This window comes from Nonomuraea jiangxiensis, assembly GCF_900099965.1.
Taxonomy (GTDB): Bacteria; Actinomycetota; Actinomycetes; order Streptosporangiales; family Streptosporangiaceae; genus Nonomuraea; species Nonomuraea jiangxiensis.
Genome location: NZ_FNDJ01000003.1, coordinates 378,093 through 398,946 on the forward strand (window position 1 = coordinate 378,093; position 20,854 = coordinate 398,946).

Genomic DNA, 20,854 nt, shown 5'->3' on the forward strand with positions numbered 1-20,854 from the left:
CGATGAGATGGCGAACTACGTGCTGGTTCCCGGCTTCTGGCTCGGCGCCTGGGCTTGGGATCAAGTGGCGCGGGAACTACGCGCCGCCGGACACGAGGTGCGGGCGGTCACCCTGACGGGGCTGGCGGAGCGGGCTGGGGAGCTGTCGCCGGAGGTCGGCGTGGAGACCCATGTGGTCGACATCCTCGCGGCGATGGACGGATGGGACGAGGTCGTCCTGGTCGGGCACAGCGGGGCGACTGTCCCGGTGACCGCGGTCGCGGACCGGCATCCCGAGCGGCTCAGCCGGGTCGTCTACGTTGACACCGCGCCACTGCCGTCCGGTGTGGCGGTGATCGACTTCAACGACGAGGACACCCAGAAGGCCTGGCGCGCTCAGGTCGGGGACGGTCATGCGCTCGACGCGCCCTCCTTCGAGCAAGGGGACGGGAAGTTCGAGGGACTGACCAAGGAGCATTGGGCGCAGATCCGTGCGAAGGCGACGCCGCAGCCGTGGGGCGCGGTCATCCAGTCGGTTCAGCGGCCGCAGCAGATCCCGGCGACGCCGAAGACCATGGTCGCCACTACGATGCCGGTGGCGGTGATCCGCGAGCTGGTCGCTTCGGGGAACCCGGCGTTCGCCCCGCTCGGCACACCCGAATGGACCTTTGCCGAGCTGCCGACCGGCCACTGGCCGATGTTCTCGCGACCGGCGGAGCTCGCCGCGTTGCTCTGACGACGCTTCCTCAGCCTCGCTTCGACGTTCTGGTACGAGGCGACGGCCTCGCGTTGACACTGGCCGGCGTGGTCGGGGGCGGCCTGGCCGCGCCTGCATCCGTGAGATCATGCTGCGATCGATCGGACTGGCGGCATTGAAACGTGGTCCGTCTCGGCGTGAGATCGAGAGGTTGTGGACATGCTCCGTACCCAGCTGGCCGTCCTGACCGCGGGAATCGTCGGAGCCTCCCTGCTGTCCCTGGTCGATCCGCGACCGGCCGTGGCCGCCTCCGCGCTGACGTGCTCGGCGGTCGTCCCGGTGTACGGCATCGACGGTGGGGGAAAACTGCGCTGGTACGGCCACCGCGCCGGCGCCTCCGGCGAGGATTCCTGGGCCGCCGACAGCGGCAAGGAGATCGGCTACGGCTGGAACACGCTGGCCAAGGTGTTCTCCGGCGGCAACGGCGTGATCTATGCGGTCGACGGCGACGGAAACCTGAAGTGGTACCGCCACCTGGATCCGGCGACCGGTGAGCGCGGCTGGGCTCCCGGCGAGCGCACGGTCATCGGCAACGGCTGGGGCGACTTCGTGGACATCGTGTCGGCCGGCTCCGGAGTCATCTACGCCCTCGACAAAGCCGGAGACCTGCACTGGTACCGCCATCTTTCACCGGCAACCGGCGAAGCCAGATGGGCGCCGGGGAGCGGCAAGGTCATCCGCTCCGGCTGGACAGCGATCACTACGCTGATGACCGGACGCGACGGCACACTGTACGGCGTGAACACCAAGGGACAGGTCCGCTGGTACGACCACACCGATCCGGTCTCCGGCGGCACCACCTTCGGCCTGGGCACGGGGCTGGTAACCGGCGAGGGCTGGACGGATTACCGCAGTCCGTCCGGCGCCGGAGCGGGAGTCGTCTACGCGCTCGACGCGTCCGGCCGGATGTGGTGGCACCACCATGCCGACCCCCTGGCCGGGGCACCGGTCTGGCAGGACCGCCGCCCCCTGAACGAAGGATTCGCCTCCTTCACCACCCTGTTCGCCGACGCCACCGCCTGCGCGCAGGGGCAGTCCTTCACCGGTTACACCCCCGGCAAATCCGGCCAGAACCTCTACTACAGCCAAGGCCGGGTCGGCGCCGTCCTGACGGAAGGCGCCCGAACCGCCGTCACCTACGGCCCGCAACGTAAGTTCGCCGAGCCGACGACCGAGGCGACCGTCTCGACCCGAGCCTGGGTCCGCCTGCTCCCCGGCCCATGGTCACCGTCGGCGCCATGGGCGGCCACCTGGCCGGCGGCCAACATCGCCAGGACTGACGAGGATCTGCTGGACATCGCCACGCAGTATCTCGCGGACGCCCCCTCCAAGGTCCGCGACGGCCTGCGCTACGCGGGCGACGCCCACTACGGTCCCCTGCTCCCGGACGGCACCCGGGAAGAGGGCTCGGACTTCAACGACTACCTCGGCCTCGCATGGACCTACGACGACAGGATCGACCCCCCGGAAACCCGCCAGAAGGACTCGCTGGACTGTTCCGGTTTCGTCAGAATGGTCCTTGGCTACCGCGGCGGCTACCCGCTGGGCATCGGCGACACGCTGAGCAAGTCCGCGATTCCCCGCCGAGCCGTACAAATGGCCGACGAGAACGCCCCGGGGATCACCGTGATCGACGGTGGAACGGCCAAGCCCACGTCCTACGCGGATCTGCAGACGGGCGACCTGCTGTTCTGGGACGCCAGCACGGACGACGGCACGGCCATCGACCATGTCGGCATCTATCTGGGAATCGACTCCACCGGCAAACACCGGTTCATATCCAGCCGTAAAACGGTCGACGGGCCTACGCTGGGCGACGAAGGCGGCTCCTCGACCCTCGACAGCGCCACGCTCTACGACCGCTCATGGCGCAAGGCCAAGCGCGCCTGACCTGCGGTCCGTACGACACGCACGAAGGAGAAGATCCCCGGACACCGCCATACGCGAGGCCGTGACGGCGTTCGGCAGGGCGAGTGCTCCGTGGAGCGTACCGGTCGCGGGCGCGGCGGCCGATCGGCCGGATCGCGCCCTATGATGCGGTGCGCGACGTCCACCAGGCCGCCACCTGTGCCCTGGAGGTACATCCGAGCTTGCGCAGAATGCGCTCGACGTGGCCCTCGGCCGTGCGTTGCGCGATGATCAGCCGTTGGGCGATCTTCTTGTTCGTCAGCCCTTCGGTGATCAGTTCGGCGATTTCGAGCTCTCGCGGTGTGAGCTCCTCGGTGTTCGCCCTGACGCGCGGCTCGCGGGGCAACGCCTTCGTCGGTTTCGCGAGAATGCGGTCGATCGTAGCCGTGGGCGTCATCCGCGCGCCCCGCTGGTACGCCTCCTCGAATGCCGTCTCGCCCAGCGATTCACGCGCGTAGTCACAGGCGTTGTCGTGTTCCGCTCCCCACGTGGCGTACCCCAGGAGAGAGATCCCCGCTTTGCCCCAGGTCGCATGTGCCGCGCCGAGCAGCCAGGCCACCGACCCCGCATCCTTTCGCCGGGTCGCCAGCCAGGACAGCGACTCCAGACACGCACCGATGACGGTCGGGTCCTCGAAGTCGCGGTTGATGTCGAGAATCTCCTTGAGCAGGCGCGTGGCCTCGTCGAGATCTCCTTGCAGGCGCCTGAGGTCGGCGAGGATCCACAGGAGATACGACTGGTTCCAGCGTGCGCCCCGGCGAGCGCATTGCTCGATCACCGAATCGCAGAGTTCCACGCCCGCATCGATCTCGCCCAGCGCGCCCAGCACACCCGCCAGGTCCGCGGTGGCGAGCCAACGTCCCGGTAGGTCACCCGTCACCTCATGATGATCGCGTGCCGTGCTCAAAAGGCTCCTGGCCCGCGGGTAGTCGTGGTCGCAGACCGCGCTCAGCCCCAGGACATAGGTCGCGTACGCACGGCTGCGGTCGTCGCCGAGCCGTTCGGCCAGGGCACGGCTCTCCTGGCCGTGCAGGCGGGTGGCTTCGAGGTCACCCTGGTAGAACGCCAGCCAACCGGCCAGCCACAACCCTCGGACCCTGGCCGCGTCCGCCTCGGCGCCCCCTGGCAGGGCGGCCAGCAGGCGCTCCACCTGACATCTGCCCTCGCTCACCGCGTGCACCAGCCAGAAGGGCCAGAGGTCGGCGGCGAGATGCAGGCCGCTGATGGCCTCGTTCGGAGTCGTCAGGCAGTATTCGATCGCGGCCCGGATGTTGTGCCGCTCGGACTTGAGCCGCCGGCTCCAGTGACGTTGTTCTGACTCCGCCCATCCGGTGGTCGCCTGTGAGGCGAGCGCGCCGCACCAGTCGCGGTGCCGCGCTCTGACCGTCTCCAGCTCGCCCGACTCCCCCAGGCGGCCACGGCCGAACTGCCGCAAGGTGTCGAGCATGCAGTAACGCACACCCGTGCTGTCGTCATCCCGGATCACGATCGACTTTTCGACCAGGCTGTGCAGACGGTCCAGCAACTCCTCTGCGGGGAGGTCGTCGTCGCAACACACCGCTTCCGCCGCCGCCAGGTCGAAGCTGCCGGCGAAAACGGTCAGCCTTGCCCACAGCGTACGGTCGAGCGGGTCCAACAGGTCGTAGCTCCACTCGACCATCGCCGTGAGCGAGGTCTGCCGGGTGTCGTGGCCCCTGTGCCCGATGGTCAGCAGCTTGAATCGATCATCAAGCCGGGCAACGATCTGCTCCACCGACAGTGAGCGCATACGAACCGCGGCCAGTTCGATGGCGAGGGGGATCCCCTCCAGATCGCGGCACAGACGTGCCACCGACGGACACTTGTCGGCATCCAGGTGGAACTCCGGGAAGACCGCCTGTGCCCGGCTGACGAACAAACTGACGGACTCGTACCGTGCCAGGACCTCGGCGGGCTCTCCGGCCGAGGGCTCCAGCGGCACCGTGAGCGGTGGGACCTGGAAGATCTGCTCACCTTCCAGGCCGAGTGGCTGACGGCTGGTCGCGAGGATCCGAAGACCCTCGGACGCCCGGAGCAGGGTGCGGGCCAGATGGGCGCAGCCATCGACCAGATGCTCGCAGTTGTCCAGGACCAGCAGCCCTTGTCGGCCGGCCAGGTAGTCGATCGGCGTTTCCGTCCGCGACGTGGTGGACATGTCGGGCAGGCCCATCGCCGCGGACACCGTTTGCGGGAGGAGACTCGGGTCCGTCAGCGTGCTGAGGTCGACGTACCAGACGCCGCCAGGGAACGCCCGGTGCCGTTTACGCGCCGTATGCAGGGCGAGCCGCGTCTTGCCGATGCCGCCGGGACCTGTCAGGGTCAGCAGCCGGCTCGACTCGAGCAGGCGACGGACCTCCGGGGCCTCCTTGCGGCGGCCGAGGAAGGGGGTCAGTTCGGCAGGAAGCACGCGACTCGACCGTGAAACATCGCCACCGGCTCGTGTCCTCCTGTCCAGCGGACCCTTTTGTCCAACCTAGCGATTGTAGTTCGGGGTCGCAGGCGGCGGATCCGGTGCAGGTCAGGCTTCCCGGCATGCTGTACGGCGATGGACGTCCGGGCGTCGCGCTTATGCGGCGGGTGAGGAGCTCGCGACCATCTCAGCTCGGGTCAGGCCGGTCGCTTGACCGCCTCGAAGGCGCTCGGCAGGCCGTCGGCACCGTGGCCGAGGGCGACCGCACGCGTGATGATGGTCTTGAAGAATTCGGGCACGTCCACACCTATGCCGCGGGCACGGCTGGTCTCGATAAGGCGATTCATCGCGTTCAGGTGAATGTCGAGCGTCTCTTCGTCGCTCGGATACTTGCCTTCGTCGACCTGCCTGGCGACTTCGTGGAAGACCATTTCTATGGACCTGAGAAACTGAATGGCGACGGGGAGGAACGTCGACGCCTTGCTCCCCTCGGTGCCGACCAGGGAGAAGGCGTGGAAATAGCCGCTCAGGACGCCCCATTCCACGCCGAGAAGGCTCGAGTCGTACAGCGAGGCCATGCCATGGTCGGCTCCGAGGTAGGACGTGGCGCCGCCCAGGCAGTCGAGCATCTCTCGCTCGGCCGAGAACACCGCCTCTGATCCGCTGTAGAAGAGAACGGCCTCAGACCCTCCCACGCCGCTCGGCGTGGCCATCACGGCCCCGTCGAGATAGTGGGCACCGCGCTCGGCCGCCCAGGTGGCCGCCTCGCGGGCCTGTTCCGGGGTGCCGGTGCTCAGGTGTACGAGATGTCTCCCCGAGAGGACATCACCGCATGACTCCAGGACCTCGTACGCGGCCGGGTAGTCCGTCACGCAGACGATCACCGTTGGGCTCGCCGCAACGGCTTCGCGAACGGTCGCGGCTCGGGTCGCACCGTGAGACACCAGCTCATCGGCCTTCCCGGCGGTGCGGTTCCATACGGTCGTCTGGTATCCGTTCTTCACCAGAACCCGGGCCAGTGCCGAGCCCATCAGGCCGAGACCGATGACGGTGACAGGTGAACGATCGTTGTGGGCCATCACAGTGCCCTCCCTCTTGCTTCAACTGCGATACACGCGCTCGCCGAACAGTCTGGGCGACCTGGCATCGCGGCGTTAGGGGATAAATCCCCAACTTCCACGTGTTCGCCGTGCACGGCGCCGCCGGGCCGCCACGCTGGTAGCCGAGCTGGATCGGCGCCTGGTGCCGCCTGGCGGGTACGGCGTTGTTCAGATCCACCGGCAGCCGGTATTCGGTCACGACCAGCGGGATCTGGGTGTCGGGGGTGTAGTTCAGCGACCACTCCGTGCTCGTACGGGTCGACAGCGTGGTGTCCACCGCGACGCGGTACGAGCCAGGCCCGAACCCGGTGGGGAAGGTCGGCGTGTCGCAGAGTTGCCCGCCATCGCGATGAACCCGCGCCTCCTCGACGAGTACCTCGATCAGGCCGCGAAACACCCGATGCCGCTCCGCGCCGCGATCGTCCAGCGGCTCCGGCATCGGCGGCAGTACGTCGGTCAGCTCCAGCAACAGCGGACGCAACGCCCCACCCACCCAGCCGCGCGCCGTCAAGCTCCTCCCGCAGCCCGCGCACCGCCTCGACCAGCGGGTCCAGCGGGAACAGCTCACGGATCGGGTGACACCGGCCCACCAACCGACGCGACTCAGCGACGTCGCGATGGCCCAGCAGCTCGGTCACCAGGCGGGTCTTGCCCACCCCCCGCCTCGCCCTCCACCGCCACCACCACCGGCGGCGTCAGCAGCGCCGCCACGACGGTGCCGAGCTCGGCTTCCCTCCCCACCAGAACCGGTGACGTCAGCATCCAGCTCGTTGACCGTGAGTCCTCAACATGATCGGACCGGCCCTGAAGCATCAGCGCAGCGGCGACGGCCCGTCAAGAAACAGCCCCGGCCCATGCCGGGGTGTTCCATCGCCGGACATCGTTCGCCGTGAGTCGTTCACCGGCCGGCTGCGAACCGTCAGCCGATGCGGCTGTTCACCGCCGAGTCCGCGTCGCCGCCCCACACGTCGTCGTCCTCGTGCAACCACGTGCTGGATTCGCGATCACTGGATTCCTGGCCTCCAGCGCCGCCCATGCCCATGGGCATGAAGGGCATGCCCATGCCGGTCGTCCCGCCGCGGACGTTGGCCGACGGGCCCATCGCGGCGGCCACGCCGCTTCCGCCGGTCGATGTGCCCGAGCCGCCGCCGTAGGTGGCCGGGGTGTAGGTGGGGGTGCTGCCGGCGCCGCCGTTCGTGGTGGGGAAGGAGCTGGTGTTCGGTGGCTGGTAGTCCTGCAGGCGTGTCGTGGGGTGCGACTGCTGACCGGAACCCGTGGTCGTGATGCCGCCGGGGTTCTGGCCGGTGTTCGCCATGGTGGCGTTCGCCCCGGCCGACGGGTCCGTCTGGGAGTCCGCTCCCGGGTACGTGGGATCGGTGGAGGGGTCCGAACCGGGATCCGTCGAGCCGCCCGGGGGGTTCATCGAGTCGGTCGAGGGGTCCATCGAGCCGTACGGGGGCGAATTCGGGTCCAGCCCGCCCGACGGGTCGCCGGACAGGGCGGGGTCGTTGTACGAGGCGGGCATGACGCCGCCCACTCCTGGTCCGCCGCCGTCGAAGGGGTAGTTCACCGGCTGCGGGCGATCATCCAGCGGTGTCGGCGGCTTGATGTTCCGGAGCGCCACATTCAAGGTGTCCGGCATCGAGCTGAAGACGTGCTTGAGGTCATTGCCGAACGTCTGCAGGTGTTGCCCGGCCAGTTCGTTCTGGGACCCCCATTGGCCCTTGGTGCTGTCGCCGCCATAGACGCCGGTGTAGGTGCTGTAGTAGTCCGTCCAGTCGTCGTTGAACGAGGCGCTGCCTACCAGTCCACCGTTCCAGAATCCTTGGTAGTGCCAGGTCGGCAGCATGAAGCCGCCCCAGTCGTCGTTGAGGAACGCCTGGTGTTTGCGTACGACATTGGCGAAGTCCGAGAGGGGAGTGGACATGCCCTTCAGCTTTTCGGCCAGCTCGCCCAGCGTCACGTAGAGGATCCCGAGCGCTTTCTGGGCCTCGACCGAGGCATTACCCTCCCAGACCTTGGCAAGCTCGCGGGCCTCCCGTTCGATCGCGGCCTTCGCCTCGCTGACCGCCTGGTGAGCGTCCGAGTAGGCGATCGACGCGCTGTCGATGCGCGAGGCGTCGAAGCCCTGGAGGAAGGTCAGGACCTGCTCTACGTTCCGGTTGCTCGGGTTGTCGTCACCGAGACTCGCGCCCGGAGACTTCAGGTGGTGAGTCTCCTGCCTGGTGTCCCCCATACGGATCAGGCCTCCTGCCCGTTGGCCGTGTTCGTCACCTGGTAATTGCCGGCTCCGGCCTCGATGAGGGAGATCGCGATCTGGAAGTTCTCCAGGACCTGGCCGTAGACGGTCGCGAACTCCTGGTGGCTGGTCGCCAGCGTGTCGACAAAAGTCTTGATGCCTTCGATGCGGTCGACGCTCTTCAGGTGCGCGCGCATATCCGAGAGGTTGCCATAGGCGTCGAAATCCGCGACCGAGCCCTGGCGCTGGCCGTAGCCCTCACCGCTGATGGGCTTCATCGCCTCGCGAAGCGCCCCGGCGATGTTCAGGATCTTCTGAGGGCTGTACACGACTCCATCACGCTCAGGCTCCAGCCCCGGCCAGTTCGCAGGTGGCTGTGTTTCTCCCATGAGACGCTCCCCCTCCGCACTCGATCTAGAAGCCTACTGCACTGTTCCATTGCCGTACAGAAAACTCATAGTCAACATGCGTAACATGAGGCAATATGCAGACCCAGAAGGATCTTTATCAGGCGCATCGCCTCATGACGCAGCGTCTGGGGCTGGCCCTGCTTCAGGGTGAGCCGGATCTGCCGGAGTCGCCGATGCGGCGGCACAACGTGGCGACGTTCGCGGGGATCCTGATCGCGGTGCTGATCGTGGTCGGATTCGGCATCTGGGGGCTGCTCAAGCCCGGAAACGCCACCAAACTCACCGATCCCGGCCAGTTGCTGGTCGAGGAGGAGACCGGGGCGTCGTACGTCTACAACCAGCAGCAGAACAAGTTGCAGCCGGTGGCGAACTACGTGTCCGCTCGGCTGATGCTCGACAGCCAGGACATCAAGGTCAGAACGGTGTCCGCGGAGTCGCTGGCGCCCTACGCGCGAGGGCAGAAGGTGGGCATCCAGGGGGCGCCCGACTCGCTGCCCAAGCGCGAACGGCTGGTCAAGGCGCCGTGGTCGGTGTGCGTGGTCGAGGGGGCCGACGCCGCCGGGGTGCGTAAGCCGTTCGTGACGCTCGTGGGCGGGATCGACGTGGCCGGAACGCCGGTGGGCGGCTCCGCGCTGGTCGTCAACGACGGGACGCAGAACTGGGTGCTCTGGAACAACCAGCGCATGCGCGCGGCGAACGTGGACCGCCTCACCGATCAGACCCCGCGCCGCGTCCCCGTCTCCTGGATCAACGCCATCCCCTCCGGCGTGGACTTCGCCGCCCCGCCGATCATCCAGCGGGGCAAAAAGGCCGTCGGCCCCGGCGGCCGGGCGGCCAGAGTGGGGCAGGTGTTCAAGGTGGAGTCCGTCGCCGGCGCGGCCGAGCGCTGGTACGTGCTCCTCGCCGACGGCCTCGCGCCCATCAATCAGACGCAGGCGATGCTGCTGCTCCAGGACCCGGCCAGCAAGGCCGCGTACGGCCGGCTCCAGGTCCGCGAGATCGCCATCGACGCGGCGAGCGCCAACGCGGCCAAGGCGTCCGCGCAGCGGATCCGCGACAGCGGCCTGCCCTCGACCATGCCCCGTTTCCAGACGCCGGGTGTGTCGTCCCCGCTCTGCGCCGCCTACCAGGACACCGCGAAGGGCTCCACCAGGGCCGTCCTGACCACGGGCGGCCGGCTGCGCATCCCCACCCCGGCGGCGAGCGCCGGCCCGGACAAGGTCGACCAGGTGCTGCTGCCCCCGGGCAGCGCGGCGGTGGCCGGAACCCTGCCGGGCGACGGGCAGTTGTCGGCGGTCCAGCAGTTCTCGCTGATCACGGACCAGGGCAGGAGGTACCGGCTGGCCACGCCGGACGTGCTGGGCAACCTGGGATACGACACGACGGACGTGGCGCCGGTGCCCGTCGGCCTGCTGCGGTTGATCCCCGAGGGCCCCGCGCTGGACCCGGCGGCGGCCAGGATGCCCGTGCAGGAGGCGAACCTGATCCAGCAGCCCGGCACCCAATGAGCCGGGCTGGAAGGCCACCTACTAGATGTCCATGACCGGAGTGAGGCCACCGAGTTGCTCGTCGTACTCCATTCCCCCGCCGCCGGTCGAGAACGGCTCCGAATTCACGCCACCGCCCGACATGGAGGACATCATGGAGCCCGGGATGGCCTCGAACGTGGGGAAGATCTTGCCGGTCGCGTAAGAGGCCGCCTCGGCCGTGGCCATGACCATGGCGGCCCTCATGATCACCTTTCTGTGATTCCCCAGCATCACCTTGGCCACCTTGAGGACGGCTTGGCCCGCGGAGTCCAACGCGGCGCGAGCCGTCGCCCAGCCGATCGGGCCCGTGAAGTAGGAGACCAGTCTGAAGGCCGCCGCGTAGGCCATGAATAATGCGATGGCAGAGACCATGCCGGCACCGAATTTGGCGAACGTCGCAGTCTGGTCGACGGCAGTACCGGTGTCCTTACGGAGCTTCTCCAGCTCTTCAACCGATTCCTTGAAGCCGGCATGGATTTTGTCGAAGGCTTCGAACGCCGCACCTTCCCAGGTGCCCTGCTCCTGAAGCTGCGTCCGCAGCGTGTTCAACTGGGTAGTCAGCTCGGAGAGCTTCGGCGCGTTCTCGCCCCCCGGATTTTCCATGCGCCAGTTTCTGGCCGCCTCCTCCATGCCTTCGGGATTGGACACCATAGTGGCTATCGCGAGGGCGACGTAAACGGCCCAAGGACTTGCGATGACGACAGCCGCTCCGGCGGCTACCACCGCAGATGTCCGGTACGCGTCGAGCGCGCTCACAACTCCTCCTGCCCGATCACCTGAGGTGCGACGTCCTCGTCCCCGCCCCAGACACCTTCGTCCTCGGAGAGGCCGACGGTCTGCTCTCGGTCACGTTCCTCCTGACCGCCGGCGGCACCGCCCATCGGCGGCATGAACGGCATCATCGGCATGCCGCCCGCACCAGCCCCGCGGAGCCCGGCCGCGGCGGCAGGGGACAGGCCGTTCGCTGGACCGCCCATGCCTGTCCCCGCTCCGGGGCCGCCCATGGTGCCGGGTCCGGTGCGGGTCCCCAGACCGGAAGGATCCATGGACGCCGGATTTCCGGCGAGGTTGGGGTTCATCGGCTGGTAGGAGGACAGGTCCGTCTTGGACGGGTCGTTGAGTGCCGAGGCGATGTCGGGGACCTTCATGTCCGCGGGATCGAGGCCCGGCATGTTCTGCTGGGGCAGCTCCGTACTGGGAAGATCGGTGGAAGGGGTGTCCACGCCGGGCAGGTCGCTCCCGGGCAGGTCGCTTCCCGGCAGGTCACTTCCCGGCAGGTCGCTCCCTGGCAGATCACTGCCTGGCAGATCGCTGCCCGGAAGCGATCCGTCCGGCATGCCGGGCAGGTCACCGGCACCAGCGCCGCCGAGACCGACGTTCTCCAATCCGCCCGGACCGCCGAAGTCGCCGAGGTCTCCCGGGCCACCCGGGCCGCCGGGGCCGAACGGGTCACCGCTCTCGTCGTTGGCCTTCCTGTAGTTCCTGTCGGCCGCCTCAAGGGCGGGTTGCCAGGACGACAGCGCCTTGTGGGCCTTGGCCAACGCCTCACCCTGGGCATTTACCGCCCTGTCCAGCGCCAACTCGATGCCGATGCCGATCACGCCGAAGCTCGGGAAGGGGACGCCGAGGCCCCCGACCCCATCTTTCAGACCTTGGAGGATACTGACCTGACCGGTGATCTGCTTGCCGATGTTGCTCAGTTCCCCGTCGGTGAAGGAGATCCCCGACGACGTCGGGGGCAACTGCCCGCCGGGGAGGCCCGGATACGGGTACGCCCCGTTGTTGGTCATCCGATCACCGGGTCCGTCGTGTCATTCCTGGTCGTCCAGGCGCTCGCGTCCTCGGTGAGGAACGTGGTCCGCTCCATGTCCCCGTGCTCGGGGGCGCCGGCGGCACCACCCATGAAGGGCATCATGGGCATGCCGGTCGCTCCCCCGCCGAGGAGGCGCCCACCGGCCGCGCCGGCCGCGCCCGGACCGCCGCCGATGACGGGCGAGCCGATCACCGAGGGCATGATCGGGGAGCCACCGCCGGGCGGTGTGGGGGTGAACAGGTTGGGCGGCGTCGTCGTGGCGAACGAGCCGGGCGGTGTCACCGTGGTGAACGGCGTGGTGATCGCGGTCGTCGGCTGGAAGGCGGCCATGTCCGTCTGGCGCGGGTCGGTGCCGTTCGTGCCGTCGGTGACCGTCTGGCCGTCGCCGCCGATGACCGGCGGGACCGTACCGTTGTCCGAGCCGGGGACCTGCGGCTGCCCGGGGGGCTGGGTGGGGGGCGGATCCTGGGGGTTCTGGCCTGGGTCGGAGCCGCCGGGGTCGGAGCCACCAGGGTTCGAGCCACCGGGATCGGATCCGCCGGGATTCGAGCCGCCCGGGTTCGAGCCGCCGGGGTTGGAGCCGCCGGAATCCCCCGGGCCCGAACCCCGCGTGTCGCCGTTGGAGCCGCCGCCGGAGTAGTCGGTCGCGGAGCGGCCGAAGGTGGGGCCGTTCGTGTCGGTGCCGGTGGGATAGCCGGGATCCTGCGTGGCGGGGGGACCGCCGGGGATGTTCACCGTCGGCAGGTCGTACTCGACGAACTGGGGGACCTCACCGGTGGAGATGGCGACGATCTTCTGGTTGAGCTCTTCGAGCGCTCGCTGCGCGAGCGTGTTGTTCAGCGCGACCTTGGCCACCGCGCGGTCGTCCTCGGTGGCGTACGGGCCGATCGGGTCCCAGTCCCTCTCGACCTCGGTCTTGGCGGTGTTGAGGTGCCCCACGTACGTCTGGAGCGCCCCGCCCATCGCGTCCATCTTCGTGGACAGCTCGTTGCCGGTGGCGTGCAGGAGTTCCAGTGCCGTCCTGGCCCGGGCGGCGTCCGGCCCCTGCCAGGCCTGGAGAATCTTGCGGGCGTGCGTCTCAAGGGTGTCGGCGGCCGCCTGGACCTTGCTCGCCAGGTCCTTGTACGCCTGCCCGGCGGTCTGGACGGTGCCCGGGTCGGTGGAGTCGAGCCACTGCTTGATCTGGGCCTTGGGGACGGAAGGACGTGTCCCCTGCGGACGTCCACCCTCCGGGGTGATGTTGACCCGCCCGTGGTCGGCCATCAGCCATCACCCTCGTTGGCCCGGCGCGCCCGGTCGAGGTTGTCGGCGCTGGCCTCGATGGCCTCGCACACCTCTTGGTAGGCCTGCACGAACCTCCCGTAGACCTCGGCGAACTTCCTGCCCGCGTTGCTCGACCCGACCTGGGAGGAGAACCGCACGGCGTCGTCCCACTGGCCGATCTGGGACCCGGACAGCCCACAGCCGGTGATCTCATCGCTGTTCGGCCGCCGGCCATCGCCCAGCATGCCGTTGAGGCTGCTCCGCAGCTCGTTTGCGATCGCCCGCATGCTGGACGGCGAGTTCTCCCGGGCGTCGAAAAGGTGCGGGTCGACGTGAATTCCTGGGCCGTTGTTGCTCATGCCTATCCCCTAAGCGGCAGACCTCTCGGCCACCGTGCCCCGACGACGGCCGAGAGGAAAGCGGACGTACTGGAACTAGTCCGTCCAGATGCTGATGTTGCGGCGCTCGGCGCTCTCGTAGTTGCCCTTGGCGATGCTGACCGCCTCGGCGGCCTGGAACAGCTGCTGGCCCATGGCCTTCTCGTGCTGGTTCCACTGCTCGCGCTTGACATCGAAGTAGCGCTCGGCCTCGCCTTCCCAGCTGGCACCGAGCTCCCTCTTGATGTCCGCGTACAGGTCGTCGGTGGCCTTGTCGAGCTCGGTGATGACCTTCTTGAGCTCCTCGTAGGCCACCTCCATCGAGGGGAACTTGACGTATGTGTAGTCGTCGGGCGTGGCAGCCATGGCCTTCTCCTTCCTGCTCAGCGGTTGGCGTTGATGAGGGAGTCGATGCGTCCGGACTGGCCGTCGCCGGCGAACCCGCCGGCGATGTCCATGTTCTGGTCGGCCGCGTTCCGGTAGACACCGGCACCGATGTTCAGCCGGTCGTAGATGTCCTCAAGGATCTTGATGACCTGCTTGAACTCGACGTCCCACTGGTCCAGCGCCTGGCTGAAGCGCTGCGACGCGCCGCCCTTCCAACCCTGCGTGGTCAGGTCGCCCTTGATCTGCTGGACGCGCTGCCGCATTCCCTCGATGTACTGAGCGGTGTCCTGGCAATAGCCCGCTGCGGTCGTCAGTTGAGTAGGGCTTGCGCCGTACAGTGACACTTGACCTCCATAGGTCTACGTGGCCTGGTCTGTTACGGCGGGCGTTGACCTCCGAAAGGAACTACCCCCGTGAACAACATCAAATGGCATGTTAGCCATCATTGATCCCAGAAATCACAGAAATATCTGATTGCGGCTCGGTCGCGGTACGGCGACATCTTGATAAACGTCCAGGTAGGCGCCCGATCACAACCTGACATCGACCGGCTGCGGCAGTCGCCCACCACGTCAGAGACCGAGCCTGCGCCGGATGCCGTCGAGCTCCCCCATCACGTCCTCGAACGCGCGATCGTGCATCCGCTGCGCCGCGTTGAGCCGCTCGGTCATCGCCTCGGGGTCGGTGGCGAACTTCATCGGGTTGTCCTCCTCGCCGAACAGCCCGCCCGCCGTCTCGTGGAGCTGTTTCTGGAAGTCGTCCGTGGCGTCCTTGAGCGTCGCCTTGATCAGCTCGGCCAGCTCTCCCGAGGACAGCCGCATCGCCTTGGGGTGCAGCTCCAGCTCGCGCACGCCCTCCTGCGCGTATTCCACGGTGACGAAGCCGTCCTCGTCCTGGGCACGGCCGACCAGCGAGGTGACGTTCTTCTGGAACTCCCCGAGGAGGGCGATCTGCTTGTCGGCGCCCTCGAGCAGCTTGTCGATGTCGATCTTTGCGAAGTCTCCGAACTCCTGCATCCCCTGCTCCCTGCCTTCGAACGATCAGCGCCTCGAAACGATCAGCCGGACAAGCCGCGTACCCAGGTGTAGACCTCCAGCACTCCCAGCGCGAGCGGGAAGAGCTGGACGATCAGCACGATGTCCACGATGTCGCCGGCGCGCCCCCAGAACGGCGAGGGCTTGCCCACCGCCAGCCACAGCCCGATGCCCACGGTCATCAGCGCCAGCCACAGCACCCCGATGGCCACGGACAGCGACCCGACGATCCCGCCGCTGCCGAACAACGACAGCGCCAGCATGGCGAAGCCCGCCAGGCCCGTACCGACCAGCCAGACGCGCTGCCCGAGCCCATGGAAGAAGCGGGCCCGCATGATCAGCGTGAGCGACAGCGACACCGTCATGACCGAGGCCACCCAGTCGTCGTGGAGCACCAGCAACGCCTGCGTGACCAGCGCGAAGATCCCGACCGCTGCGACCATGCCGGTGGCGTAGCGCTGCGCGATCCTGGTGCGTTCCTGGATGGCCGAGGCGTCCAGGAGCTGGTTGTCGTTGCGAAGCTCCTCGGCGGTGGTCGGCATGGCCGGCAGCGGCACCTTGGCCAGCTTGAACGCCAGCGTGGGCACCAGCGGAGTGAAGGCCAGCAGCACCGCGACGGCCACCGCCGCCACGCCGGCCGGCGTGGGCGCCCACACCATCACCACCGCCGCGCAGATCGCCCCGGCCGTGGTGGCGACGGCCGTACCGAGGAAGCCGGGAACGCCGTCGGAGATCAGCGCGCCGCCGACGGCGGCGACGAGCGCGGTGCAGGCCAGCGCCGCCAGCAGGTGGGGAGCGCCGAACCCGTACGCCGTCGCCCCGCCGGACGGCGCGAACAGCCCCGCCACGAACCCGTACGGCAGCGCGGCGTGCCCGATCAGCGCCCCCGCCAGCGAGTCCCCGACGGCCCTGGACAGCAGCGCGCCCGTGACGACCAGCAGCAGCGCCAGCACCCCGGCCACGATCGTGATGACGAGCCCCGACAGGCCGGACACGGCCAGGCCGATCCCGCCCAGTACGAGCAGGCCGGTCGCCCCGGAGGCGCCCAGGATCCTGGTGTGCTTGGCCGACCAGGCGCCCCGGCCGTCGCGCACCCCGGTGGCGACCACGTCCGCCACGTCGTCATAGAGGGCCGGCGGCAGGACCGCCTCGCGCGGCCTGAGGTAGAGGATCTCGCCGTCGAGCACGCCCAGCGCGCTCAGGCTCAGCCCCAGGTCGAGCGGCGCCCCGCCGAGCCGCTGCAGCGTCCATCCGGGCGACGCCGCCGACTCGCCACCCACCTCCCCGAGCGCGCGCAGCAGGCTGGGCAGCACGTTGGGCAGCGGGATGTCGGCGGGCAGCGCCAGGTCGGCCTTGCGCCGCGGGCCGACGATCGTCACGTGACACTGGGCCGGCAACGGCATCGGCACCTGCGGGAGCGCACCCTGTTGCACGGGACCCCGTCCCGGAGGCGGGCCCGGCGGGTGGCCGGGGTAGCCACGCGGCATCGGTGGCGGCCCAGGGGGCGGCCCCTGGAACGGCGGGGGCCCTGGCGGAGGCCCCTGAACCATCTGTCCCAAAATCGCTACTCCGTCCCCACCAGTGGCCACGGACAACAGAGAACATATCTGGTCTCTTCTGGTAAGAACGTCTTTGATGAGCATCGTCGTCGTACGTCGCCCGGAACGCCGCCCAGGCCCCAAGCCGCCGCGCGGCGAGATCCTTCTCGAGTCCCCACCCGAGATTCCCGAGGTGCAGAGCCAGGGCTTCTCGGCGGTCCTCACCTATCTCCCCATGGGGGCGGGGGCGGCCGCGATGGGCCTGATGTTCACCGCGGGCGGCAACGCCAACCCGGTCATGTACGTGGCCAGCGGCCTGTTCGCGGTCTCCATGGTGGGCATGACGCTGGGCCAGATGGGCCGCCAGGCCGGGGAGCGCAAATACCGGCTCAACGGCGCCCGCCGCGACTACTTCCGGTACCTGAGCCAGGTCCGCAAGCGGGCCAAGCGCGCGGCCAGGCAGCAGCGCGAGGCCCTGGAGTGGAGCGGCCCGGAGCCGGAGGCCCTGTGGTGGATCGCCATGAGCCCCCGGCTGTGGGAGCGCCGCCCCCGCGACGAGGACTTCGCGACCGTACGGCTCGGCACCGGCGTCCAGAAGCTGGCCATCCAGCTCATCCCGCCGGACTCCAAGCCCGTGGAGGACCTGGACGCCCTGTCGGCCGGCGCGCTGCGCAGGTTCGTCAGGGCGCATTCGACGGTCGCCGGGCTGCCCGTCGCCGTGGCGCTCGGCTCGTTCGCCAGGATCCGGCTGACCGGCGACCCCGGCGTCACCCGTGACCTGGTGCGCGCCATGATCGCCCAGCTGACCGTGTTCCACTCGCCCGACGACATGCGGATCATGGTGTGCGCCGGGTCGGACACGATGCCGCACTGGGAGTGGGTCAAGTGGCTGCCGCACGCGCTGCACCCGGAGGAGGTCGACGCGGCGGGCCCCGTACGGCTGATGACGGAGAACCTGAACGAGCTGGACCGGCTGGTCGGGAAGGAGCTGCGGGAGCGCGCCCGCTTCCGGCCGGGCGCCGCGGCCGACATCCTGCCCTACCACGTGCTGATCCTGGACGGCGGGCACGTGCCGCACGACTCCCAGCTCGGCAGCGACGCCATCCAGGGCGTCACCGTGATCGACCTGTCACGCTCGACGGCCGACGTGGAGGAGAAGAACACGCTGCGGCTGGAGGTCCGGCCGGACGGGTTCCACATGGTGAAGATCGACCACGCCGGCAAGGAGCACAAGACCCGGCTCGGCGATCCCGACCGGGTCGACTACATGCGGGCCGAGGGCCTGGCGAGGCAGCTCGCGCCGTTACGCGCCTCGGCGGTGGCCGGCGGCGAGGCCGAGGACGTACTGGCGGTCAACACCACGCTGACCGACCTGCTGGGCGTAGGCGACCCGACCCGGCTCGACCCGGGGGCCACCTGGCGCCCCCGGGCCGGCCGCAACCGGCTGCGGGTGCCGATCGGGCTCGGCGCCGACGGGCGGGTCGTGGAGCTGGACATCAAGGAGTCCGCGCAGGGCGGCATGGGACCGCACGGGCTGGTGATCGGCGCCACCGGCTCGGGCAAGTCCGAGCTGCTGCGCACGCTGGTGCTCGGCCTGGCGGTCACGCACTCCTCGGAGATCCTCAACTTCGTCCTGGTCGACTTCAAGGGTGGCGCGACCTTCCTCGGGCTGGAGTCGCTCTCCCACGTCTCGGCGGTCATCACCAACCTGGAGGACGAGCTCCCGCTGGTCGACCGCATGCACGACGCCCTGCACGGCGAGATGGTACGCAGGCAGGAGCTGCTGCGCTCGGCCGGGAACTACGCCTCGCTGCGCGACTACGAGCGCGCCCGCGAGCAGGGGGCGGCCCTGCGTCCGCTGCCGACGCTGTTCGTGGTCCTGGACGAGTTCAGCGAGCTGCTGTCGGCCAAGCCGGAGTTCATCGAGCTGTTCGTGATGATCGGCCGCCTGGGCCGCTCGCTCGGGGTGCACCTGCTGCTGGCCTCGCAGCGCCTGGAGGAGGGGCGGCTGCGCGGCCTGGACACCCACCTGTCCTACCGGATCGGCCTGCGGACGTTCTCCGCCATGGAGAGCCGGGTCGTGCTGGGCGTGGCCGACGCCTACGAGCTGCCCTCCGCGCCCGGCAACGGCTACCTCAAGTTCGACACCAGCGGCATGACCAGGTTCAAGGCCGCGTACGTGTCCGGCGCCCACCAGCCCGACACCGCCCGCGCAGGGTCCGAGGACGACCACACCATCCTGCGGCAGGTCGTGGAGTACGGCCCGGGCTTCGTGCCGCTCCCGGTCGTGCAGGAGAAGCCCAAGCAGGAGCAGCCGGCCGCGGAGATGACCGAGCGCGCCGCGCAGAACAGCCTGCTCGACATCGTGGTACGCCGCCTGGCCGGCCACGGCCCGGCCGCCCACCGGATCTGGCTGCCGCCGCTCGGCGAGTCGCCCACGCTCGCCCACCTGCTGCCGCCGCTCTCGGTCACGCCGGAGCTCGGCCTGTCCACGCCGGGCTGGGAGGGACGGGGCAAGCTGCACGCCGTCATCGGGATCATCGACCGGCCGTTCGAGCAGCGACGTGACCCGTACTGGGTGGACCTGTCCGGCGGGGCCGGGCACATCGGCGTGGCGGGCGGCACGCAGAGCGGCAAGAGCAACGTGCTGCGCACGCTGATCGCCAGCATGGCGCTCACCCACACGCCGCGCGAGGTGCAGTTCTACTGCCTCGACTTCGGCGGTGGCGGCCTCACCGCGATGGAGGGGCTGCCGCACGTGGGCGGCGTGGCCAGCCGGCTCGACGGCGACCGGGTGCGCAGGACGGTCGCCGAGATCTCCGTGCTGCTGCGGCAGCGGGAGCGGGACTTCGCCGAGCGCGGCATCGAGTCCATCGCCACCTACCGGCGCATGATGGCCGACGGCAGCCTCCAGGGCGACGGCTGGGGCGACGTGTTCCTGGTCATCGACGGGTGGCTGACGATCAGGCAGGAGTTCGAGAACCTGGAGGGCGTGATCACCGACCTGGCGGCGCGCGGGCTCGGGTACGGCATCCACGTGGTGGCCGCCACCAACAAGTGGTCGGAGTTCCGGGCGGGCATCAGGGACCTGTTCGGCACCAGGATCGAGTTCAAGCTGGGTGACGCGTACGAGTCGGAGATCAGCAGGAAGGCGTCGATGGCCGTGCCGGAGGGAGTGCCGGGACGGGGTTTGACCAGGGACGGCATGCACTTCCTCGCCGCGCTGCCGCGGATCGACGGGCAGGTCGGCATCGACGACCTGTCCGAGGGGGTGCGGTCGATGACGGACGTCGTGCGGCAGTCCTGGCAGGGCCCGGCCGCGCCGCCCGTACGCCTGCTGCCGTCGCTGCTGCCCGCCGCCTCCATGCCCGGCCCCGAGCAGACGGGGGCGAGCCGGATCGCGATCGGCATCGACGAGGACACGCTGTCGCCCGTCACGATCGACTTCGACACGGACCCGCACTTCATCGTGTTCGGCGACAACGAGTGCGGCAAGTCCAACCTGCTCAAGCTCATCATGGAGGGCGTGGTGGCGAGGAAGACGCCGCGCGAGGCCATGATGATCGTGATCGACTACCGCCGCTCGCTGCTGGACACCGCGGCCACCGAGCACCGCATCGGCTACGCCGCCTCCAGCACCGCCGCCGCCGAGCTGGTCCAGGACGCCCGCTCGGCCCTGCTCAAGCGGCTGCCCCCGGCCGACCTCACGGCCGAGCAGCTGCGGGCGCGCAGCTGGTGGCAGGGCTCGGACCTGTACATCGTGGTCGACGACTACGACCTGGTGGCCACGTCGAACAATCCGCTGGCACCGCTCGCCGAGCTGCTCCCCCAGGCCCGCGACATCGGCCTGCACCTGGTGCTGGCCAGGCAGAGCGGCGGCGCCAGCCGGGCCATGTACGACCAGGCCATCCAGCGCCTGAAGGAGATGGCCAGCCCGGCGTTGATCATGTCGGGCAACCGGGAGGAAGGCCAGCTCTTCGGCAACGTCCGCCCGCAGCCGCTGCCGGTCGGCCGCGGCTTCCACATCGACCGGCGGAACGGCTCCCGCCTGATCCAGACCGCCTTCCTGGAGCAGCCGTGAAAGGCGCTGTT

At 69.1% G+C, this 20,854-nt stretch carries 17 protein-coding genes; 4 read left to right on the forward strand and 13 right to left on the reverse strand.

Going from position 1 to position 20,854, the window contains the following annotated elements; all coding sequences use genetic code 11:
• Positions 1-7: 7 nt before the first annotated feature.
• Together BLS95_RS08015 and BLS95_RS08020 are read left to right on the forward strand one after the other, a co-directional pair.
• A complete protein-coding gene (locus tag BLS95_RS08015) occupies positions 8-715 on the forward strand; it encodes an alpha/beta fold hydrolase (protein WP_090930233.1) in 708 nt (235 codons plus the stop codon).
• Positions 716-895: 180 nt separating this feature from the next.
• Positions 896-2,626: a tachylectin-related carbohydrate-binding protein gene (locus BLS95_RS08020; RefSeq protein ID WP_143043629.1), complete on the forward strand. Its 1,731-nt coding sequence runs from the start codon at positions 896-898 to the stop codon at positions 2,624-2,626.
• A 139-nt stretch (positions 2,627-2,765) separates the two neighbouring features.
• On the opposite strand, the gene BLS95_RS08025 is transcribed toward BLS95_RS08020, so the two are convergent.
• From BLS95_RS08025 to BLS95_RS08040, 5 genes are all read right to left on the reverse strand, one after another.
• On the reverse strand, positions 2,766-5,069 hold the full coding sequence (locus BLS95_RS08025; protein ID WP_090930235.1) for an ATP-binding protein: 2,304 nt from the start codon (positions 5,067-5,069) through the stop codon (positions 2,766-2,768).
• Positions 5,070-5,269: 200 nt separating this feature from the next.
• Positions 5,270-6,103 carry an NAD(P)-dependent oxidoreductase gene (locus tag BLS95_RS08030; protein WP_245764941.1) on the reverse strand — a complete coding sequence of 278 codons (834 nt, stop codon included), beginning with the start codon at positions 6,101-6,103 and terminating at the stop codon, positions 5,270-5,272.
• Positions 6,021-6,683: a hypothetical protein gene (locus BLS95_RS57685; RefSeq protein ID WP_245764919.1), complete on the reverse strand. Its 663-nt coding sequence runs from the start codon at positions 6,681-6,683 to the stop codon at positions 6,021-6,023. Before BLS95_RS57685 ends, BLS95_RS08030 begins: the two co-directional genes overlap by 83 nt.
• A 408-nt stretch (positions 6,684-7,091) precedes the next feature.
• Positions 7,092-8,408: a WXG100 family type VII secretion target gene (locus tag BLS95_RS08035; RefSeq protein WP_090930236.1), complete on the reverse strand. Its 1,317-nt coding sequence runs from the start codon at positions 8,406-8,408 to the stop codon at positions 7,092-7,094.
• Between the two features lie 5 nt (positions 8,409-8,413).
• Entirely contained in the window at positions 8,414-8,800 is a 387-nt protein-coding gene (locus BLS95_RS08040) for a hypothetical protein (RefSeq protein ID WP_143043630.1), read from the reverse strand.
• Between the two features lie 95 nt (positions 8,801-8,895).
• Here BLS95_RS08040 and eccB point away from each other — a divergent pair, with 95 nt between their 5' ends.
• A complete protein-coding gene (gene eccB / locus BLS95_RS08045; RefSeq protein ID WP_090930238.1) occupies positions 8,896-10,329 on the forward strand; it encodes a type VII secretion protein EccB in 1,434 nt (477 codons plus the stop codon).
• Positions 10,330-10,350: 21 nt separating this feature from the next.
• On the opposite strand, the gene BLS95_RS08050 is transcribed toward eccB, so the two are convergent.
• From BLS95_RS08050 to eccD, 8 genes are all read right to left on the reverse strand, one after another.
• Complete coding sequence (locus tag BLS95_RS08050) at positions 10,351-11,106, reverse strand: WXG100 family type VII secretion target (protein WP_090930239.1); 756 nt, start codon at positions 11,104-11,106, stop codon at positions 10,351-10,353.
• Complete coding sequence (locus tag BLS95_RS08055) at positions 11,103-12,140, reverse strand: hypothetical protein (protein ID WP_090930240.1); 1,038 nt, start codon at positions 12,138-12,140, stop codon at positions 11,103-11,105. The genes BLS95_RS08050 and BLS95_RS08055 overlap by 4 nt, the downstream gene beginning before the upstream one ends.
• Positions 12,137-13,426 carry a WXG100 family type VII secretion target gene (locus BLS95_RS08060; RefSeq protein ID WP_090930241.1) on the reverse strand — a complete coding sequence of 430 codons (1,290 nt, stop codon included), beginning with the start codon at positions 13,424-13,426 and terminating at the stop codon, positions 12,137-12,139. Before BLS95_RS08060 ends, BLS95_RS08055 begins: the two co-directional genes overlap by 4 nt.
• Entirely contained in the window at positions 13,426-13,785 is a 360-nt protein-coding gene (locus BLS95_RS08065; protein WP_090930242.1) for a hypothetical protein, read from the reverse strand. The genes BLS95_RS08060 and BLS95_RS08065 overlap by 1 nt, the downstream gene beginning before the upstream one ends.
• A 75-nt stretch (positions 13,786-13,860) precedes the next feature.
• Positions 13,861-14,169: a WXG100 family type VII secretion target gene (locus BLS95_RS08070; RefSeq protein ID WP_090930243.1), complete on the reverse strand. Its 309-nt coding sequence runs from the start codon at positions 14,167-14,169 to the stop codon at positions 13,861-13,863.
• Between the two features lie 17 nt (positions 14,170-14,186).
• A complete protein-coding gene (locus BLS95_RS08075; protein ID WP_090930244.1) occupies positions 14,187-14,534 on the reverse strand; it encodes a WXG100 family type VII secretion target in 348 nt (115 codons plus the stop codon).
• A gap of 228 nt (positions 14,535-14,762) precedes the next feature.
• Entirely contained in the window at positions 14,763-15,206 is a 444-nt protein-coding gene (locus BLS95_RS08080) for a hypothetical protein (RefSeq protein ID WP_090930245.1), read from the reverse strand.
• Positions 15,207-15,247: 41 nt separating this feature from the next.
• Positions 15,248-16,627 (reverse strand): type VII secretion integral membrane protein EccD, encoded by a 1,380-nt coding sequence (gene eccD / locus BLS95_RS08085; protein ID WP_245764942.1) that lies wholly within the window; start codon positions 16,625-16,627, stop codon positions 15,248-15,250.
• Positions 16,628-16,859: 232 nt separating this feature from the next.
• On the opposite strand from eccD, the gene eccCa reads away from it, so the two are divergent.
• Complete coding sequence (eccCa, locus tag BLS95_RS08090; protein WP_090930247.1) at positions 16,860-20,843, forward strand: type VII secretion protein EccCa; 3,984 nt, start codon at positions 16,860-16,862, stop codon at positions 20,841-20,843.
• The last annotated feature ends 11 nt before the right edge of the window (positions 20,844-20,854 follow it).

Excerpts from the sequence above, each read along its gene's own strand:
- BLS95_RS08015 (WP_090930233.1), top strand. The coding sequence starts at position 8 with ATGGCGAACTACGTGCTGGTTCCCGGCTTCTGGCTCGGCGCCTGGGCT.
- BLS95_RS08055 (WP_090930240.1), bottom strand. The coding sequence starts at position 12,140 with ATGACCAACAACGGGGCGTACCCGTATCCGGGCCTCCCCGGCGGGCAG.
- eccCa (WP_090930247.1), top strand. The coding sequence starts at position 16,860 with ATGAGCATCGTCGTCGTACGTCGCCCGGAACGCCGCCCAGGCCCCAAG.
- BLS95_RS08040 (WP_143043630.1), bottom strand. The coding sequence starts at position 8,800 with ATGGGAGAAACACAGCCACCTGCGAACTGGCCGGGGCTGGAGCCTGAG.
- BLS95_RS08035 (WP_090930236.1), bottom strand. The coding sequence starts at position 8,408 with ATGGGGGACACCAGGCAGGAGACTCACCACCTGAAGTCTCCGGGCGCG.
- BLS95_RS08060 (WP_090930241.1), bottom strand. The coding sequence starts at position 13,426 with ATGGCCGACCACGGGCGGGTCAACATCACCCCGGAGGGTGGACGTCCG.
- BLS95_RS08020 (WP_143043629.1), top strand. The coding sequence starts at position 896 with ATGCTCCGTACCCAGCTGGCCGTCCTGACCGCGGGAATCGTCGGAGCC.
- BLS95_RS08080 (WP_090930245.1), bottom strand. The coding sequence starts at position 15,206 with ATGCAGGAGTTCGGAGACTTCGCAAAGATCGACATCGACAAGCTGCTC.
- eccB (WP_090930238.1), top strand. The coding sequence starts at position 8,896 with ATGCAGACCCAGAAGGATCTTTATCAGGCGCATCGCCTCATGACGCAG.
- BLS95_RS08070 (WP_090930243.1), bottom strand. The coding sequence starts at position 14,169 with ATGGCTGCCACGCCCGACGACTACACATACGTCAAGTTCCCCTCGATG.
- BLS95_RS08065 (WP_090930242.1), bottom strand. The coding sequence starts at position 13,785 with ATGAGCAACAACGGCCCAGGAATTCACGTCGACCCGCACCTTTTCGAC.
- eccD (WP_245764942.1), bottom strand. The coding sequence starts at position 16,627 with ATGCCGTTGCCGGCCCAGTGTCACGTGACGATCGTCGGCCCGCGGCGC.
- BLS95_RS08030 (WP_245764941.1), bottom strand. The coding sequence starts at position 6,103 with ATGGGCTCGGCACTGGCCCGGGTTCTGGTGAAGAACGGATACCAGACG.